Annotated in this window: 15 protein-coding genes and 1 other annotated feature; of the genes, 13 read left to right on the forward strand and 2 right to left on the reverse strand. The window is 33.7% G+C overall.

Translation table 11 applies throughout. The annotated features are described in order from the left end of the window. The first annotated feature begins 51 nt into the window (after positions 1-51). Positions 52-99, forward strand: a sequence feature (sodium ion sensor (DUF1646 type); this cis-regulatory element may regulate processes involved in with the transportation of sodium ions). Positions 100-149: 50 nt separating this feature from the next. Together LrDSM24759_RS04025 and LrDSM24759_RS04030 are read left to right on the forward strand one after the other, a co-directional pair. After that, on the forward strand, positions 150-1,325 hold the full coding sequence (locus tag LrDSM24759_RS04025) for a cation:proton antiporter (RefSeq protein WP_117118212.1): 1,176 nt from the start codon (positions 150-152) through the stop codon (positions 1,323-1,325). Positions 1,326-1,391: 66 nt separating this feature from the next. Next, entirely contained in the window at positions 1,392-1,970 is a 579-nt protein-coding gene (locus tag LrDSM24759_RS04030) for a TMEM175 family protein (protein WP_245953336.1), read from the forward strand. Positions 1,971-2,030: 60 nt separating this feature from the next. Here the strand turns inward: LrDSM24759_RS04030 and LrDSM24759_RS04035 are convergent, their stop codons facing one another. After that, entirely contained in the window at positions 2,031-2,687 is a 657-nt protein-coding gene (locus LrDSM24759_RS04035; protein WP_117118214.1) for a CPBP family intramembrane glutamic endopeptidase, read from the reverse strand. An 85-nt stretch (positions 2,688-2,772) separates the two neighbouring features. On the opposite strand from LrDSM24759_RS04035, the gene LrDSM24759_RS04040 reads away from it, so the two are divergent. The 8 genes from LrDSM24759_RS04040 to LrDSM24759_RS04075 all read left to right on the forward strand — a co-directional run bounded on the left by LrDSM24759_RS04040 (position 2,773) and on the right by LrDSM24759_RS04075 (position 14,747). After that, positions 2,773-3,891, forward strand: coding sequence for a YdcF family protein (locus tag LrDSM24759_RS04040; RefSeq protein WP_117118305.1), 1,119 nt, complete (start codon positions 2,773-2,775; stop codon positions 3,889-3,891). 116 nt (positions 3,892-4,007) lie between these two features. Continuing rightward, the gene (locus tag LrDSM24759_RS04045; protein WP_117118215.1) at positions 4,008-6,350 is read left to right on the forward strand and encodes an ABC transporter ATP-binding protein/permease; all 2,343 of its coding nucleotides are present in this window, start codon (positions 4,008-4,010) and stop codon (positions 6,348-6,350) included. Between the two features lie 235 nt (positions 6,351-6,585). Further along, positions 6,586-7,983 carry a cytochrome ubiquinol oxidase subunit I gene (locus LrDSM24759_RS04050; RefSeq protein ID WP_117118216.1) on the forward strand — a complete coding sequence of 466 codons (1,398 nt, stop codon included), beginning with the start codon at positions 6,586-6,588 and terminating at the stop codon, positions 7,981-7,983. After that, complete coding sequence (cydB, locus tag LrDSM24759_RS04055; protein WP_117118217.1) at positions 7,983-9,017, forward strand: cytochrome d ubiquinol oxidase subunit II; 1,035 nt, start codon at positions 7,983-7,985, stop codon at positions 9,015-9,017. Before LrDSM24759_RS04050 ends, cydB begins: the two co-directional genes overlap by 1 nt. 18 nt (positions 9,018-9,035) lie before the next feature. Then, entirely contained in the window at positions 9,036-10,844 is a 1,809-nt protein-coding gene (cydD, locus tag LrDSM24759_RS04060) for a thiol reductant ABC exporter subunit CydD (RefSeq protein ID WP_117118218.1), read from the forward strand. Beyond that, positions 10,841-12,586 carry a thiol reductant ABC exporter subunit CydC gene (cydC, locus tag LrDSM24759_RS04065; RefSeq protein WP_117118219.1) on the forward strand — a complete coding sequence of 582 codons (1,746 nt, stop codon included), beginning with the start codon at positions 10,841-10,843 and terminating at the stop codon, positions 12,584-12,586. The genes cydD and cydC overlap by 4 nt, the downstream gene beginning before the upstream one ends. A 19-nt stretch (positions 12,587-12,605) precedes the next feature. Further along, entirely contained in the window at positions 12,606-13,529 is a 924-nt protein-coding gene (locus tag LrDSM24759_RS04070; RefSeq protein WP_117118220.1) for a prenyltransferase, read from the forward strand. A gap of 120 nt (positions 13,530-13,649) precedes the next feature. Next, positions 13,650-14,747 carry a BMP family lipoprotein gene (locus LrDSM24759_RS04075; RefSeq protein WP_117118221.1) on the forward strand — a complete coding sequence of 366 codons (1,098 nt, stop codon included), beginning with the start codon at positions 13,650-13,652 and terminating at the stop codon, positions 14,745-14,747. A gap of 19 nt (positions 14,748-14,766) precedes the next feature. On the opposite strand, the gene LrDSM24759_RS04080 is transcribed toward LrDSM24759_RS04075, so the two are convergent. Next, on the reverse strand, positions 14,767-15,606 hold the full coding sequence (locus tag LrDSM24759_RS04080) for an aldo/keto reductase (RefSeq protein WP_117118222.1): 840 nt from the start codon (positions 15,604-15,606) through the stop codon (positions 14,767-14,769). Between the two features lie 124 nt (positions 15,607-15,730). On the opposite strand from LrDSM24759_RS04080, the gene LrDSM24759_RS04085 reads away from it, so the two are divergent. The 3 genes from LrDSM24759_RS04085 (at position 15,731) to LrDSM24759_RS04095 (ending at position 17,984) form a co-directional block, all read left to right on the forward strand. Beyond that, entirely contained in the window at positions 15,731-16,450 is a 720-nt protein-coding gene (locus tag LrDSM24759_RS04085) for a glucosamine-6-phosphate deaminase (RefSeq protein WP_117118223.1), read from the forward strand. 166 nt (positions 16,451-16,616) lie between these two features. Then, complete coding sequence (locus LrDSM24759_RS04090) at positions 16,617-17,261, forward strand: deoxynucleoside kinase (RefSeq protein WP_306808402.1); 645 nt, start codon at positions 16,617-16,619, stop codon at positions 17,259-17,261. 30 nt (positions 17,262-17,291) lie between these two features. Further along, the gene (locus tag LrDSM24759_RS04095) at positions 17,292-17,984 is read left to right on the forward strand and encodes a deoxynucleoside kinase (protein WP_117118225.1); all 693 of its coding nucleotides are present in this window, start codon (positions 17,292-17,294) and stop codon (positions 17,982-17,984) included. Positions 17,985-18,049: the final 65 nt, after the last annotated feature.

Raw genomic sequence — 18,049 nt, forward strand, 5'->3', positions numbered from 1 at the left:
AATTTAATTATTAGTTAAACTAAATTCAACTGAATATACGTATGTAATAGTGGTTGGGTTTTAAAAACTTTCAAGATTTGCTTATTTGGGTCAATAAGCAGCTTGAAAGTTTTTTATTTTTTATGATGTTTTATAAAGGAAATATATAAATGGAATTTATTGGTGAATTAATTTTAATTTTACTAGCTACGAGTCTGTTAGGACAGCTGTTTGCCCGTTTTAATATGCCAGCAGTAATCGGACAACTTTTATCTGGAATTCTCTTAGGCCCCGCAATTCTAAATTGGGTCCACCCTAATGACATCATTGCAATTTTTTCAGAATTTGGTGTAATTCTTCTAATGTTTTTAGCGGGTTTAGAAAGTGACCTAGATTTATTAAAAAAATATTTTAAATTAAGTTTTACTGTTGCTGCAGTTGGGGTTATCTTACCAGTTATTTTTATGGGCGTGGCTTCTTTAGCCTTTGGAATGAAATTTCTTGAAGCTCTTTTTATTGGGATTGTTTTTGCAGCCACTAGTGTTTCAATTTCCGTTGTTGTCCTCCAAGAAGCGGGCAAACTCCATACTCGCCCTGGTAGTGCTATTTTAGGAGCTGCCGTAGTTGATGATATTTTGGCAGTCATTGTCTTAAGTTTATTCACTACTTTTAGCCATGAAGGTGGCAAGAGTGGTTTAACTAATAACTTTTTCCTTAATTTATTAATTGAAGTTGTTTATTTTGTTGGTGTTTGGGTAATTTTCAAATTCGTAGCACCTTATTTTATGAAGGCTGCTGAAAGAATTGACGTAAATTATTCCGTTGTGATAGCTTCTCTTATTTTAGCTTTATCTATGGCCTGGGCTGCTGAATTAGTCGGCTTAAGTGATGTTGTGGGGGCATTTTTTGGCGGTCTAGCTATTAGACAGACACCACAGTTTAAAGAAGTTAACTCTTCAGTAAGTGCTATCGGTTATTCAATTTTTATTCCAGTATTCTTTGTTGATATTGGCTTATCAATGACTTTTGCTAGTCTAGTCAAAGATCTTGGCTTTATCATTGTCATGACTATCCTAGCCATCTTTTCAAAATTCTGGGCTGGAAAATATTCTAGTGAAATTTTTGGTTTTACTAAAAATGAAGGAAATATTGTTGGTGCGGGTATGATTTCTCGTGGTGAAGTAGCCTTAATTGTGGCTCAGATTGGTATTAGTAACCATCTTTTCCCTGAAGATATTTATTCAAGTTTGATTTTAGTAATTATTTTAACTACAGTGATTTCACCCTTTGTGTTAAATCATTTTATTAAATCTGAACCAAAAAATTTATCTCTAAAAGAAAATTAACTAATTTATTATTTTTACTTATAATAAATATTATATATTTCACTAAATAACGCTAATTAATTGGAGATGTTGGAATTGAATAAAAATAGAATTGAAGCATTCACAGATGCTATCGTAGCTATTGCGGCAACAATTATGGTCCTTGAATTACATGTACCAAAATATAATGATCTAGCCGGCTTAATTGAAGAATGGCCTGTCTTTCTTGCTTATATTATTAGTTTTACTTTAATTTACATTGTTTGGTATAACCACCACAATCTTTTTCAAAAGGCTAAAAATATTAGTACTTCGACTTATTTAATAAATGGAGTTTGGCTCTTTTTCCTTACCTTAATTCCCTTCTTTACACGCTGGGTGGGTAATGCCCCTGAAAGTACTTTACCCGAATTTTTTTATGCTTTAGATCTTTTATTATGGAGTTTATTATTCCAAGTTATGGACCATCAAATTATTAAAGATAACCCTGATGCCCCAGCAGATCCTACTAATACTGTTAGATATAGAACTTTTCTCTATTTAGGATTAGTTTTGGCCTTAATTGTTAGTTTTATTTGGCCACTTGGATGTTTAATTATTCTAGTAATTTCAATCATCTTATTAGGAATTGGCGTCTTCGTAATGCCTCGCGAAATAAAAAAATAAACTAAAAATGACATAGTTAGGATTATCCTAACTATGTCATTTTTGTTTGTGATTCTTTTATTATAGTAAACTCATTAAATTATTTAACATATGGGCCAAAATTGAGTAACGAATATCCTTAGTTTTGACATAAGTCCAAGCCAAAATTGATCCCATCATCCAATATAGAAAAAGAAATTTATCCATCGATGGATCATGACCAAATGCAAATACAAATCCACTAGTAATTATCCCCAACCATTTGGTATAAACGTTTTCCACAGGGAAAAAGGTGTTGAAAAACATTCCTCTAAAAATGAGTTCTTCACAGATTGGTGCCAAAATTACTAACATCAGATTAAAAATTGGATTAACACTTTTTTGTAACTCCTCAATCACTTTTTGATTGGCAGAAGTACTATTCTTACTAAAATAAATGGTAAAAATTATTTGCATGATCACAATAAGTATAAATGCAGCAATAGCAATTAAAATTCGTTTTATACCCCAGTGTGGTTTTTGGTTAAAATTCCAATTATTTTCAATTTTCAATTGACGTTGATATATTGCATATAATGCCCAAATCAACCCAATAGTTATAATAATTATTAGAGCAATTCGTAAAACAGAAATTGATTTTCCTTGACGCACAACATAAATAACTTGGGCAAACTCATAGGCAATAAAAGCTAAAATCATTATCCCTAAATTACAGATCACACGTAAAAAACGTCTCATTAGTTTCCTCTTTTCATATCATCTTTAGTAAAAAATAAGTAATAGTTAAATTATAATGAAAGAAAATAATAAAGGACAAGAAAAAATGGACAAAATAGCACAACAATTAAATCATTTTTGGAATTACTTTCTCCACCATGAACTGACTACTTTAACAATAATTATGTTTATCAGCCTTGGAATTTTTTTTCTTTCTTGGCTAATTGAACCACGTCGACTAATGAATGGAATATTATTTACACTTGCTTTTCTAATCTTTTTAAGTTGGTTTGCCGTTTTAATTTTCTCCCAAAATAATAAAGCATTAACCTATACTTTTGGTAGTATAGCTATTCTACTGTTTTTGACCATATCTTTACTAGTAGTATTTTCGTGGGCATTTTTTCTCTGGAATGCATACTTTGTTTGGAAATATGAAAGTCATAGCCTTCCTAATTTACTAACTTTATTTATTGGTCTTGCCTTAGTAGGCATTTGGTTTATTGAACGCATTGGCCTACTACGCCACTTGCCACAATGGGTAAATTTAATTTTAACGGCTGCTATCGTTATTACTATTTATCTTGGAATTGTGATGTATAACTTCTTAGTAAATCTTTTACTCTATCAGTTTACCCCACGAGGATATAAACAAGATTATCTAATTGTCTTAGGAGCAGGACTAATTAATGGTAATAAAGTTTCACGTTTGTTAGGCGCGCGAATTGATCGTGCTATCGCTTATAGCAATAAACAGTATGATAAAGGGCATAAGCGTCCTAAAATAATCATGTCAGGTGGTCAAGGAAAGGATGAAGATTTATCAGAAGCAGCAGCTATGAAGGCCTATGCTATTAAACATGGGATGCCAGAAGAATATATTTTACTTGAAGATAAATCTACTAATACTCAAGAAAATATGGTCTTTTCTAAGCAAATTGCCATTAAAGATTTTGGTAATAATAAATTTAGAGCCAAATTCTTCACTAATAATTATCATCTTTTTCGCGCAGGTCTATATGCCAAGCTTGCTCATTTACACGCAAATGGTGTGGGTGCAACAACTAGATTATATTTTTTACCAAATGCCATTATTAGAGAGTTTGCTGGTACTTTTATCATGCACAAAAAAAGACACTTTTTCATCATTGGGCTAATTGCCTTGATATTCATTATCCAAGCTATAGTAATAAGTTTTGGTTGGGCAAAGTATCGTATTCTTTAATAATTATTAAAAAATATATTTATTTTTGTTATAAATTGGCTATTTACAAATATCTGCTTTAAAATAATAGTTAGTTACCTAACTATTATTTTTTATCTTTTTAAGAAAGGATACTAATGTTACAACTTGAACACTTAATGAAAACCTATAAAGTTGGAGATACAATTACACATGCCCTAAATGATGTAACTATCAACTTTAGAAATCATGAATTTGTGGCTATTTTAGGCCCAAGTGGTTCCGGAAAAACGACACTTTTAAATGTAATCGGTGGCTTAGATCACTATGATTCCGGTGATATTATCATCAATGGTAAATCTACCAAAAATTTCACTCAAACTGATTGGGATGCTTATCGCAACAATACTGTTGGTTTTATTTTTCAAAGCTATAATTTAATTCCCCATCTTTCTATCATTGAGAATGTTGAATTAGGAATGACCCTTTCTGGTGTCGATAGTAAAGAACGTCATGAAAAAGCAATCGCTGCCCTTAAGAAAGTTGGTCTAGGTGAACATATTTATAAAAAGCCTAATCAACTTTCAGGAGGTCAGATGCAAAGAGTAGCTATTGCCCGGGCAATAGCTAATGATCCTGATATTTTACTTTGTGATGAACCGACTGGTGCCCTTGATACCAAAACTAGTAAAGATATTATGAAAATAATCAAGGAACTTAGCAAAGATAAGCTGGTTATCATGGTTACCCACAATCCAGAGTTAGCTGATGAATATGCAAGTCGCATCGTGCACTTTCAAGATGGTAAAATTCTTAGCGATTCTGATCCTTACACTCCACCTAAAGATGTCAAAGATACCTTCCATTTAAAAAAGACCAAAATGTCTTACTGGAATGCCTTAAAACTCAGTTTTACTAACATTATGACCAAAAAAGGACAAACCTTTTTAACTGCTTTTGCTTCCAGTATCGGAATTATTGGGATTGCAATTGTCTTAGCACTTTCTCATGGCTTTCAAAAGCAAATTGATGAAACTCAAACTAAAACATTGGCCCAATTCCCCATATCTATTTCTCAAACAGCAACAGATCTGAGTGCTAATTCAAACAGAGAAAAAAGTAATAACAAGAATGTGAAATATCGCGGGTATTTAACTGCTGCGATACCTGATAACGAGAAAAATACTCATCAAAATCATATTACTCAAGCTTATCTCAACTATATCAAGAAAATAAATCCTGCTTATGCTAATAACATCTCATTTATTCGCGGAACGCAATTAAATTTACTCTCTAATAATGATGGCAAAATAAGCAAGGTTGAATTCTCAAATACTAATAATTCTCAAAATTCATTAGCTAGTGCTCAATTACAAAGTATGAACACGATGGGAATCAATACCAATGTTTTTCCTACAACTTTAGATTCTAAGAAGAATTCATTTTTAAAAACTAACTATCAATTGCTTGAGGGTAAGTGGCCTAAAGCAAGTACTGATGTAGTTTTAGTCCTAAATAATAAAGATGAGGCCAATTTAAACGCTTTGACTAATTTAGGTTTAAAAGTTAAAGATGGTCAAAAAATTGATCTTTCAAAATTAATTGGCAAAAAATTTAAACTAGTCACTAATAATGATTATTACCAAAAATTATCCACTGGAACTTACGTCCCAAAAACACCTGATCAAGCAATGTACAATTCAGCTTCAACTACTATTACCCTTGCAGGTGTTATTCGCAGTAAAAATAATAGTCAAATGGCTTTACTTGATAATGGGATTGCCTATAGTGACAATTTAACTAAAAAAATTATTAATCAAAACAAAAATTCAGAAATTGTCCAAGCACAAAAGAATTCCAATCTTAATGTGCTAACTAACCAACCTTTAGCAAATAGTCAAAAAGAACAACTACTTGCTAGTTTAGGTGGGTCTTCTCTTCCAAGTAGTATTTTAATTTATCCTACTTCTTTTGATTCAAAAGATAAAATTCTAAGCTACCTTGATAAGTGGAACAAAGGCAAGAAATCAAGCGCTAAAATTATCTATACTGATATGTCTGGCACCGTAACCCAATTAACCGGTGGTGTCTTAAGCGGTATTACTACCGTCCTAGTTGCTTTTGCTGGCATTTCTTTAATTACTTCAATGATTATGATTGGAATTTTAACTTATACTTCAGTCCTTGAACGTACTAAAGAAATTGGTATTCTTAAGGCCCTAGGAGCTAGAAAACGTGACATCACTCGCGTTTTTGATGCCGAAACATTTATTTTAGGAGCTTTTTCAGGTGTTTTAGGGATCTTTATTGCTTACCTGTTAACTTTTCCAATCAGTGCAATTATTTACAACATGACTGATATGCCTAATGTGGCCCAATTAGATTGGTTACAAGCTATTATCTTAGTCGTGATTGCAACAATTTTAACCATGATTGGTGGTCACCTTCCTGCTAAAATGGCAGCTAAAAGAGATGCCGCTGAGGCACTTCGCAGTGAATAATTTTTCAAATAACAAAACTATTTTATTTTTAATATATTAATTAGTAAAAGCAGAAGTAACGGCGTGTCACTTCTGCTTTTTTTATATAACAAAAACTCCTAAGTTTAATTCTTTTAAAGTTTTTTTGGACCTTTTTCTTCAGATTAATTGTTGATATGATTGAAAACGTTTAAATATAAGCTTATTATGGAGTTGCAAATAATTTATTTGGATATTTATAGGAAAAGGTGAAATTATGCTTTTGGGTGTAGATATGTTAGACCTTGCCCGTTTTCAATTTGCAATGACAACGGTCTTTCACTTCTTCTTCGTACCTTTCTCTATTGGTATGGGTTTAGTAGTTTCTATTATGGAAACACTTTACGTAGCCAAAAAGGACGAAGTTTATAAACAAATGGCTCAATTCTGGGGTAAGATCTACCTTTTGAGTTTTGCTGTTGGTGTTGTTACTGGACTAATTCAAGAATTCCAATTCGGAATGAACTGGTCCAATTATTCAAGATTCATGGGAGATATTTTTGGTGCTCCTTTAGCTATTGAAGCTTTGCTAGCATTCTTCCTTGAATCAACGTTTATTGGTCTTTGGGCATTTACTTGGAATAGATTTAAGCCAGGTCTTCACTGTGTAACTGTTTGGCTATCATTCTTAGGTTCTCTACTCAGTGCCGTTTGGATTTTGACTGCCAACTCATTTATGCAAAACCCAGTTGGTTATGCTATTAAAGATGGTAAGGCTCAAATGACCAGTTTCTGGGCACTACTTAAGAATCCTGCTTTATCAGCAGAATTCCCTCACGTAATTATTGGTGCTTTTGTTACTGCTTCTGTTGTAGTAGCTGGTATGTCAGCATTTGGTTTATTAGGCAAACATAAACATGATCGTCATTTCTTTAAGAAGTCACTTCGTGTTAGTCTTTGGATTGTTTTGATTACTTCAGCACTTGAAATTTATGTTGGTGACTACCAAACTCAAGTTGAAATTCATGAACAACCAATGAAGTTTGCTGCTACTGAAGGTGTTTACAACACCACTTCAAAACATGCTCCTTGGGATATTGTTGCTGATCTTGACACTAAGACCCATGAAAATAAGGGTGCAGTTTCAGTTCCTGATGTACTAACTATCCTTACTTACCACAAGACAACTGGTAGTATCAAGGGTATGAATCAAATTAACAAAGAATTACATGCCAAATATGATAAAAAGTTTGGTAAGGATATGAGTTACTATGTTCCTGTTAAAACATTATTCTACTCATTCCGTATCATGGCAGGATTTGCCGCTTGGTTCTTCTTAGTTGCAATTCTAGGTTTAATCTGGAGTCGTTCAAAGAAGGATACAATTGAGAACAAGCGTTGGTTCTTATGGATTTTAGGTATTACTACTTACGCTCCATTTATCGCTAATACTTGTGGTTGGTTTATTACTGAATTAGGTCGTTTCCCATGGACTGTTTATGGTCTATTTACGATTGCCGATTCTGTTTCACCAAGTACAACCTTCGGTGAGTTACTCTTCACTAATATCATGTACTTCTTAATCTTTGCTACATTAGGCGGAGTCATGATCTACTACAGTAAACGTCAACTCGATATGGGAGTTGAAAGAGCATTACAAGGAGGTCAGTACTAATGATTGATGGAATTCAACCTTTACAATTATTGTGGTTCCTTCTAATTGCCCTTTTATTCATTATCTTCTTCTTCACAGAAGGTTTTGATTACGGTGTTGGAATGGCAACTCGTTTAATAGCCAGAAATGATCGTGAACGTCGCTTGATGGTTCGAACTATTGGACCAATTTGGGATGCCAACGAAGTATGGTTAATTACTGCTGGTGGTGCCATGTTTGCATCATTTTCTGCTTGGTATGCAAGTTTATTTAGTGGATACTATATCCTCTTATTCTTAACCTTGTTCTCTTTGATTATTCGTGGGGTTTCCTTTGAATTTTCAAGTCACGCAGAAAGCAGAAAGGGATTTAATTTCTGGAATTGGGCTTTATTCTTTGGTAGTTTATTAGCACCATTCTTCTTATGTATGATGTTTGGTAGCTTAATCCAAGGAGTTCCAATGGATGCTCAAGGTAATATGAGTCTTGGCTTCTGGAATATTGTTAACTGGCTTTCAATTGTAACTGCTGTTGCAGGCGTCTTACTTTGCTTAATCCATGGTCTTAACTTCTTAAGACTTAGAATTGATGATCCTGAATTAAGTAGACATGCTCAAAGCTTAAACAATAAGCTTTACATCATTGCTTACATTGGTGAAGTTGTCTTTGCTTTATTAGTAATTTTCCAAACTGATTTCTTTGAAAAACGTCCAATTTCATCAATTTGTATTACCATTGCTATTGTAGTATTTACTATCCTTTCTCAAATCTTTAACCACTCTGATCACCAAGCTTGGGCTTTCATCTTTAGTGGTTTAACTTTAGCCGGTGTAGTAACTTTACTCTTCAATGGTCTATTTCCAAATGTACTTATTGCACAAAACCCAGCCCACACAATCTCAATTGCTAAGGCTGCAAATGGTGCTTTAACACTACAAGTAATGACAATTGTGGCATGTATTCTTTTGCCAATTGCTCTTGCTTACATCATTTGGACTTATTACATTTTTAGACATAGAGTTAAGCTTGATGACATTTCAGATAGCTTTATGTAATTAAAAGGATAAAAATTAATGATCGATAAACGACTTTTTAAATTACCAAAAGCCAAGATCATGCTAACAATGCTTGCAGGACTTATTCTTCTGCAAGCATTTGCTATTTTAGGACAAGGAATTTATCTTGCCAAAGCAATTGTTGGTTCTTGGCACCGCAAACCTTTTTCTAGTATTGCACTTGATGTGCTAATCTTTTTCCTTATGTATCTTTTACGCCAAGGAATAACTTGGTTCCAAAACTGGTATATGAAACGCTATGCTCGACAAACTACTGGGTTATTACGCGAACAAATCTTGGATAAAGTATATCAAGGGGGACTAAGTGTTAGTGCAAAAGTAGGTACTGGTAACTTAGTTGCGATGCTATTAGATGGAATGGATGAAGTATCAGAATACTTGTCCCTAATCTTTCCTAAAATTATCGGCTTGGCAATCATCCCCTGGATTATTTTAATTTATATTTTTACTCAAAATACTGTTTCTGGTTGGATCCTCTTATTAGTTTTTCCACTTTTAATTCTTTTTATGATCATTCTTGGAAAAGCTGCTCAAGACCAAGCAAGTAAACAATATGGTGGTTATATTCGCTTACAAAATCACTTTGTTGATGCTTTACGCGGAATCGGAACTTTAAAAGTTCTAGGTTTGGCCAAAAGATATGGTAAAGAAGTTTACAAAAATAGTGAGGCTTATCGTAAACAAACTATGCGTGTATTACGTGTGGCAATTCTTTCTACTTTTACACTCGACTTCTTTACTACCCTTTCAATCGCAATTGTGGCGGTTTTCTTAGGCTTAGGCTTGATCGATGGCCGCTTAGTTTTATTGCCATCATTGATAGTTTTAGTACTTTCTCCTGAATATTTTTTACCAATCAGAGATTTTGGAAATGATTTCCATGCTACTTTAAATGGTAAAAATGCCCTCAGTCAAATGTTTGATATTCTTGAATTTAAAACTGTTGAGCAAAGAGACCAATTACCACGTTTCACATGGAACCAAGATAGCACTTTAACTGTTAATCACCTTACCTTTACTTATGGTAATGACGACCAAGATAAATTTATCGTGGATCCTAATGCCAAAATGACTGGTATGGTAGAACAAGATGACCAAAAACAAGCAGTTATCAACGAATTAACTGATATTAACTTATCGATCAAGGGTTATGAAAAAATTGGAATTATTGGACCCACTGGAGCTGGTAAAACAACTTTGATGAATGTTTTAGCTGGATATCTTACACCTAAAATAAATTCTACTAACTTCAAAGTTAACAACACTGAACTAGCAACTTTAACTCAAGAAAATTGGCAAAATCAATTAACTTACATCCCTCAAGAACCCTATATGTTTGCTACTACCATTCGTTACAACATTACTTTCTATCGTCCAGATGCAAGTGAAGCCGAAATCAAGCAAGCAATTCAAGCAGCTGGTCTAACGGACTTTATTAGTAGTTTAAAAAATGGATTAGAAACAAAAATTGGTGAACATGGACGCGGAATTTCTGGTGGTCAAAAGCAACGTATTGCTTTAGCAAGAGCATTCTTAGCAGATGAGCGGCATATTTTATTCTTTGATGAACCAACTGCTCACCTTGATATTGAAACTGAATATGAATTGAAAAAGACTATGGCCCCATTAATGGAGAATCACTTAGTTTTCTTCGCTACTCACCGTTTGCACTGGTTAAAAGATATGGATTGGTGCTTAGTAATCGAGAACGGAAAAATCGTTGAGCAAGGAACTCCTAGTGAGCTAGCTAAAAACGGCACGGCTTATCGTAAACTAACTGAACCTTTGAAGGAGGCGGAACTATGAAAAAAGATAACTTTTCCTGGAAAACTGAAACCTGGATTAAACCTTATCTTCTAAAATATAAATGGATGTTTGTTCTAGCTCTCTTTTTAGGGACCTTAATGTTCCTCTGTGCAGGAGCATTGATGTTTTATGCCGGTTATACAATTGATAAGGCCGCTACTCATCCTGCTAATATTTTGATGATCTATACTTCAATTGTGCTTTTAAGAGCAACTGGTATTGGTCGTCCTCTTTTTCGTTATCTAGAGCGTCTTGTTTCTCATAACTGGGTATTACGGGTTACTAGTGACTTACGTTTACGTCTTTATAACATTGTTGAAAAAAATTCTTCAACTGTGGGTGGCGAGTATAAAACTGGTACCTTACTTTCTTTATTGACAGAAGATTTAGGACACCTGCAAAATCTTTATTTACGTACTATTTTTCCTGCTATTTTAAGTTATATTGTTGGCTTTATTGCCGTTTGTCTACTTGGTTGGTTTAGCTGGCCCTTAGCTGGAATTGTTGCCATTTTACTCTTATTTGAGTTATTAGTTGTTCCTTTAGTTTCACTTTTAACTCAGGCAGGTATTAGAGCAAAAGAAAAAGCTGAAAAATCAGCGCTTTATACCGAATATACTGATCAAGTATTAGGCGCTGGTGACTGGCAAGTTTCTGGTCGTCAACAAGATTTTCATAATCAATCTAAAGTAACTTTAAAGAGCCTAGTTAAACACAATAAAAAATCTGGTGAATTTGATTGGGCACGCGATTTTGTCTTAGAGGTAATTTTTGGTTTAATTGCAGTTGCTTTACTCTTCTTTACCAATAAAGATTTAACTTATAATCAAGACGCTGCTAATTACGTTGGTGCTGTTGTTCTAGCGCTTTTCCCACTTTCTGATGCCTTTATCCCTGTTGCTCAAGGAGTTGAAGAGTGGCATACCTATAGTGATTCCGTTAAACGCCTTAACAACCTAAAGTCTGAAGAAGATCACTTACCTACTCAAGAAAAATTAGCACCTAATGCGGCCAAGCTTCTGCAATTAAAACATGTAAGTTTTACTTATCCAGGAGAAAAAGAAGCTATTATCAAAGACTTTTCTTTAACCTTAACTAAAGGACAAAAGGCAGCTTTAATTGGTCCTTCAGGAGCTGGTAAAAGTACCATTTTACAATTAGTACTTGGTGATTTAAAACCTGATGCTGGGAGCATTGAATTGAATGGCATCAATGTCAGAGCTCTACAAGATGAGCGGGCCCAATTATATTCAGTCCTCAATCAAGAGCCATTTCTTTTTAACACCACAATTTATGAAAATTTACAAATGGCTAATCCAAAAGCCACAACTGATGAAATGATGTCAGTATTAGATAAAGTTCAATTAGGGGACTATATTCGTTCACTTCCTGACGGATTAAATACTGCTGTTCAAGAAGCCGGTGCTCGCTTTTCTGGTGGTCAGAAACAGCGTTTAGCTCTTGCACGGGTACTTTTACAAGATACTCCAATTGTCCTCTTAGATGAGCCAACAGTCGGCTTAGATCCACTAACAGAACAAAAGTTGCTTAACTTAGTTTTCGCTGTACTCAAAGACAAGACCGTTATTTGGATCACCCACCACTTACAAGGAATGAAATTTATTGATCAGGTTCTTTTCTTTAAAGATGGGGTTGTCGAAATGGAAGGAAATCCTCATACTTTATTTAAAGAAAACAAACAATTCCATCAACTTTATTTAATGGATCAAGGTTTACTTTAAGAAAGGAAGGAGACTTATCATGTCACCTGACTATAAAAAAGGCTACTATGAATTAATAGAACCTCGTACCCTATTTAATTCCGTTATTCCTCTTGTTTTAGGAATTTTTTATACTTGGTATAACTATCATCTTTTACGCCTTTGGCCTACTATTGAAATGGTAATTGCGATGATCGTATTGCAAGTCTTCATGAACGTCAATGATGGTTACTGGGACTACAAACGTGAAAAAGCTGCTAAAACTGGTGATCATAAAAAGAATCCAATTGGGATGTATCATTTAGATCCAAACCAAGTAAAATGGTTTTCACTAATTTTATTTATCATTTCAGCTGCTTGTGGAATTTTAATCGGATTTCAAACCAATAATTGGATTATTTGGCTTTTAGGCTTACTTTGTTATGGGATAGCAATTTTCTATTCTACTGGTTCTCACACGATTTCTTCTGGACCTTTTGGTGAAATTGCGGCAGCTTTTGCAATGGGACTAGGAATTATTCTGGTTATGGTTTATATCAATATCTATCCAGATTATAGATTTACTTGGTCCTTCTTAGGCAAAATAATTTTAGCGGCCGGAATTCCTGAAATTTGTAATTATACTTTATTACTTGGAAATAATGTCTGTGATTACCAAGAAGATATCAATAATGGACGTCACACCCTAGTTTCCTACCTTGGTATTAAGGGTGGGTTATACTTATTTGTTATTAATTATGTCCTAGGCTATTTATTAACAATTTGGGCAGTAATGATTAATATTTTGCCTTGGTCAGTTTTATTAATCGTAATCTGCATCCCACTTTTAGTTAAAAATATGCAAGCTCTCTGGCGTATTCAAAATAAACGTATTACTTTTCCAAAAGTCGTTCAAAATACACAGGTACTTTTCATTACTGAAACAATTGGCTTTTTAATTGGAATTATTTTTAACTTTAAATAAAATCACTGTAGAAAGGGGGCTTAGCTTACTGGCTAAGTCCTTTTAGTGTGAAATTGACAAATTAAAGGGGACTTGTTAATTTAAAAGCGTTAAACCATTAACTGCTATTAAAGGAAAATTATGAATCAAAAAATTAAGCAGACAAAATTAATTTTTAGTCTTATAAGTCTTTTATTACTCACACTCGTAGTTACAGCTTGTAGTAATCAAAAGCATCATTCACACTCAAATAATAAAACTAGTAATCAAACCGTTGCCCTTATTACCGATAATAATACAATTAATGACCACTCTTATAACGCTTCGGCTTGGCAAGGTCTAAAGCAATATGGCATTAATAATCACCTTGAACAAGGAGATAATGGCTACCAATATTTTGTTTCTACTTCAACTCCTACTGCTGCAATTCAATCAGCACTAAATAAAAATTTTAAAACTATTTTTGGAGTCGGACCTAATCTTAAAACTGATATTAGCAAAGCGGCCAAAAATAATCCCAAACATAATTTTGTAATTGTTGATGAAACTATTTCTCATCAAAAAAACGTTACTTCCATCAATTTTAATAATGAACAGGCTGCATATTTGGCCGGAATTGTTGCTGCTTATACCACTAAAAGTAACATTATTGGTTTTATTGGTGGCGAACAAAATACGGCAACCATCCGTTATCAAGCTGGTTTTGAGGCTGGGATTAAAGCTGGTGCAAAAAAACTTCATAAAAATATTAAGTTGTTAAATGGTTACACTAATAGCTTTTCAAAATCTTCTAAGGCTAAAGACTTAGCATTGAATTTAATTAACAAAAAGGCTGATATTATTTTTCAAGCCGCTGGAAAAAGTGGTACTGGAGTTTTTCAAGCTGTTAAATCTTTTAATGAAACGCAAGCCGTTAACAAAAAGGTTTATGTTATTGGCGTAGATTCAGACCAACAAAGCTTAGGTAATTACTATGCTAAAGGTCAACAAGAGTCTAATTTCACTTTGACCTCAGTTATTAAGGCTGTTAATTTAGCAGTTGAAAATATTGCTCAAACTACTTATGATGGAAAATTTCCGGGTGGTAAAAATATTACTTATAATCTTCAAAATAATGGTGTTTATATTCTTAACTCCCCTAATATTTCCAATCAGGCCTGGGATCAAGCCCAAAAGGCTCGTCTTAAAATAATTAAGGGACAGATTAAAGTCCCTACACAAATAAAGGCAGTTCCTTAAAGGAACTGCCTTTTTATTATTAGATTGTAGCCAATGGTTGTTTAGCTGTTGGTGGTGGAAAATCGGCATTAATTAATTTTAGATCTTCACTTGTTAGTTTAATATCTTGGGCTGCAATATTTTCTTTCATATGGCTGATTTTACCAGCCTTGGGAATCGATAACACATTTCCCTGACGAATTGCCCAAGCAAGCATTATCTGATGAGGACTAGCTTGATGATTGCGTGCTACACGTTTTAAATTCTTGGTAACCCGCATCGTATTTCCATCACCAGAATTAAAAGGCGAATAACCAATAAAATTGATGCCCTTTTCATTCTGCCAAGGAAGCAAATCAAACTCTATTCCTCTTTGTTCTAAATTATAGAGATCTTCATTAACAAAACATTCATCCCCACCAGGAAGGGCCAAGAGCTCTTTCATATCATCAGTATCAAAATTTGAAACACCCCAATGCCGAATTAATCCTTCTTTTTGTAATTTTTGCAGGCCTAAAACTGTTTCAGATAAACGTGTTGGACCACGCCAATGTAACAAATAAAGATCAAGATAATCCGTCCCCAGCCTTTGTAAAGTTTTTTCTAAGCTGGCCCTTTCTAATGCGGGAGTAGCATGATAAGGATAAAATTTGGAAATTAAATATAATTTTGAGCGATCATAACCCTTAATTGCAGCACCTATTAAGCTTTCACTTTTTCCAGACCCATACATTTCTGCAGTATCGATTACATTAATTCCATTATCAATTCCAAAACGCAGAGCCGCAATTTCATCATTTCTTTGGCTTGGATTTCCACCAATATTCCAAGTACCCATCCCTATTTTAGGTAAATTTAAATCCTTAAATTGTTCGGTCATGATTCTCACCTCAAATAAAGTGTACCAAAAATCCCGACTTTATCACAATGTAACCGCTTGTGTTGACCAAAATATACTTTTATTTTATAATGGACTAGACCAATAAATCAAGGAGGACTAAATCATGAAAATTATTATTACTAAAGATAATATTGAAGGCGGCACTAAGGCTTTCGAAATAATTAAAACTGGTATGAAAAATGGTGCTAAAGTATTGGGGCTAGCTACTGGTTCATCCCCTATCCCTCTATACTCAGATATGGTAGACAGTGATCTTGATTTTTCTGACATGACTAGTATCAACTTGGATGAATACTATGGTTTAGCTCCTGATAATGACCAAAGTTATCACTACTTTATGCAACATCATCTTTTTGACCAAAAACCTTTTAAGCATTCTTATATTCCTAATGGCTTAGCTAAAAATATTCATGAAGAAGTTGACCACTACAACAAAATTATTGAAGAAAATCCGATTGATATTCAAATTTTAGGTATTGGTGGTAATGGTCATATTGCTTTTAACGAACCTGGTACTCCATTTGGTAGCTTAACCCATGAAGTAAAATTAACAGAAAATACTATTAAGGCAAATTCAAGATTTTTTGATAATATTGATGACGTTCCACGCCAAGCAATTTGCATGGGAATTAGATCAATTATGAATAGTAAAAAGATTGTTCTACTAGCATTTGGCGAGTCTAAACAAGATGCAATCAAAGCAATGATTGAAGGTCCAGTAACAGAAGAAGTACCTGCTTCAATTTTACAAGATCACCCAGATGTAACAATAATTTGTGATGAAGTTGCAGCTGCTAAATTAAGCGATAAATATCGTAAATAAAAGTTTAAAATTTGTTTTTTCACAAAATAACAAAAAAATATTTTAAAAAAAGTCAAGCTAGCACTTGACTTTTTTGCGTGGAACAAAATTAAAAATCTTCTTGTTTACCCCCTAGATATTGGACTAAACTAGTAAGGCAGCCAACATATTGTATAGAAAGAACGTGATGACAGTTATAGTATTGAGCGGGCCTATTGGAGCCGGTAAATCCAGTTTAACAAGTATTTTAGCTGAACATTTGGGGAGCCAAGGGTTTTATGAAGGCGTAGATACTAATCCTATCTTACCTTTATATTATAAAGACATGTCCCATTATACTTTTTTACTAAATGTATATCTTTTAAATCATCGTTTAGCTCAGATTAATCAAGCAATTCAAGAAAAGAATGCTGTTTCTGATCGTTCAATTTACGAAGATGCTTTATTCTTTAAAATGAATGTTGATAGTAAAATCGCTGATGCCACTGAGTTTAAAATCTATGATAGCCTTTTACATAACATGATGGCAGAAACACCTGGCAATCCAAGTAAAAAACCAGATCTTTTAATTTATATTCATGTGTCATTAGATACAATGCTTAAGCGTATTCAAAAACGTGGTCGTTCATATGAACAACTCTCAAGTGACCCTAGTTTAAAGGCTTACTACGAACGCTTGCTCAAATATTATGAACCATGGTTTGAAAACTATGATGAATCACCAAAAATGATGATCGATGGCGATAAATACGACTTTGTTATTGATGAAGATGCTAAAAAAGAAGTAATTCAATTAGTTGATGCCAAGTTGACAGAGCTTGGTAATCTCTAATTATTGAGAAAAATATAAAGAAGGATCGTGATGACAGTTATTGTATTAAGCGGGCCTATTGGAGCCGGTAAATCCAGTCTTACAGGAGTTTTAGCAAAATATTTAAATACCCAACCTTTCTATGAAAGTGTTGATGATAATCCTGTATTGCCACTATTTTATGAAAACCCTGAAAAGTACGCATTTTTATTGCAAGTTTATTTCTTAAACACTCGTTTTCAAAGTATTAAACGTGCTTTAGAGGATGATAATAACGTTCTTGACCGTTCAATCTATGAAGATGCTCTTTTCTTCCAAATGAATGCAGATATTGGTCGTGCCACCAAAGAAGAAGTAGATACTTACTATGAATTGCTCAACAATATGATGGCCGAATTAGAACGCATGCCCAAAAAACATCCTGATCTTTTGGTACATATCGATGTTTCTTATGACACCATGATTAAGCGTATCCAAAAACGTGGTCGTAATTATGAGCAATTAAGTTATGATCCGACTTTAGAAGATTATTACAAGCGTTTATTACGCTACTACAAGCCTTGGTATGAAAAGTATGAGTACTCTCCAAAGATGACCATTAATGGCGACAAATATGATTTTATGAGTAGTGAAGCTGACCGAGAAGCAGTCATTAATCAAATTGTTCTTAAGCTTAAAGAAATTGGTAAATTACCGACTGACTGGGATAAAGGTTTAGACGAAATTATGATTGAAGAAGCCTAAATTTACAATTTAATCTATCAAAAAAACAGAGCTGAAATTCAGCTCTGTTTTTTATATTCTTTATT

The sequence above is a fragment of the Lactobacillus rodentium genome (assembly GCF_003423665.1).
Classification (GTDB): domain Bacteria; phylum Bacillota; class Bacilli; order Lactobacillales; family Lactobacillaceae; genus Lactobacillus; species Lactobacillus rodentium.

Excerpts from the sequence above, each read along its gene's own strand:
- cydB (WP_117118217.1), top strand. The coding sequence starts at position 7,983 with ATGATTGATGGAATTCAACCTTTACAATTATTGTGGTTCCTTCTAATT.
- LrDSM24759_RS04025 (WP_117118212.1), top strand. The coding sequence starts at position 150 with ATGGAATTTATTGGTGAATTAATTTTAATTTTACTAGCTACGAGTCTG.
- LrDSM24759_RS04090 (WP_306808402.1), top strand. The coding sequence starts at position 16,617 with ATGACAGTTATAGTATTGAGCGGGCCTATTGGAGCCGGTAAATCCAGT.
- LrDSM24759_RS04095 (WP_117118225.1), top strand. The coding sequence starts at position 17,292 with ATGACAGTTATTGTATTAAGCGGGCCTATTGGAGCCGGTAAATCCAGT.
- LrDSM24759_RS04075 (WP_117118221.1), top strand. The coding sequence starts at position 13,650 with ATGAATCAAAAAATTAAGCAGACAAAATTAATTTTTAGTCTTATAAGT.
- cydD (WP_117118218.1), top strand. The coding sequence starts at position 9,036 with ATGATCGATAAACGACTTTTTAAATTACCAAAAGCCAAGATCATGCTA.
- LrDSM24759_RS04040 (WP_117118305.1), top strand. The coding sequence starts at position 2,773 with ATGGACAAAATAGCACAACAATTAAATCATTTTTGGAATTACTTTCTC.
- LrDSM24759_RS04070 (WP_117118220.1), top strand. The coding sequence starts at position 12,606 with ATGTCACCTGACTATAAAAAAGGCTACTATGAATTAATAGAACCTCGT.
- LrDSM24759_RS04045 (WP_117118215.1), top strand. The coding sequence starts at position 4,008 with ATGTTACAACTTGAACACTTAATGAAAACCTATAAAGTTGGAGATACA.
- LrDSM24759_RS04050 (WP_117118216.1), top strand. The coding sequence starts at position 6,586 with ATGCTTTTGGGTGTAGATATGTTAGACCTTGCCCGTTTTCAATTTGCA.
- cydC (WP_117118219.1), top strand. The coding sequence starts at position 10,841 with ATGAAAAAAGATAACTTTTCCTGGAAAACTGAAACCTGGATTAAACCT.
- LrDSM24759_RS04030 (WP_245953336.1), top strand. The coding sequence starts at position 1,392 with ATGTTGGAATTGAATAAAAATAGAATTGAAGCATTCACAGATGCTATC.
- LrDSM24759_RS04085 (WP_117118223.1), top strand. The coding sequence starts at position 15,731 with ATGAAAATTATTATTACTAAAGATAATATTGAAGGCGGCACTAAGGCT.
- LrDSM24759_RS04080 (WP_117118222.1), bottom strand. The coding sequence starts at position 15,606 with ATGACCGAACAATTTAAGGATTTAAATTTACCTAAAATAGGGATGGGT.
- LrDSM24759_RS04035 (WP_117118214.1), bottom strand. The coding sequence starts at position 2,687 with ATGAGACGTTTTTTACGTGTGATCTGTAATTTAGGGATAATGATTTTA.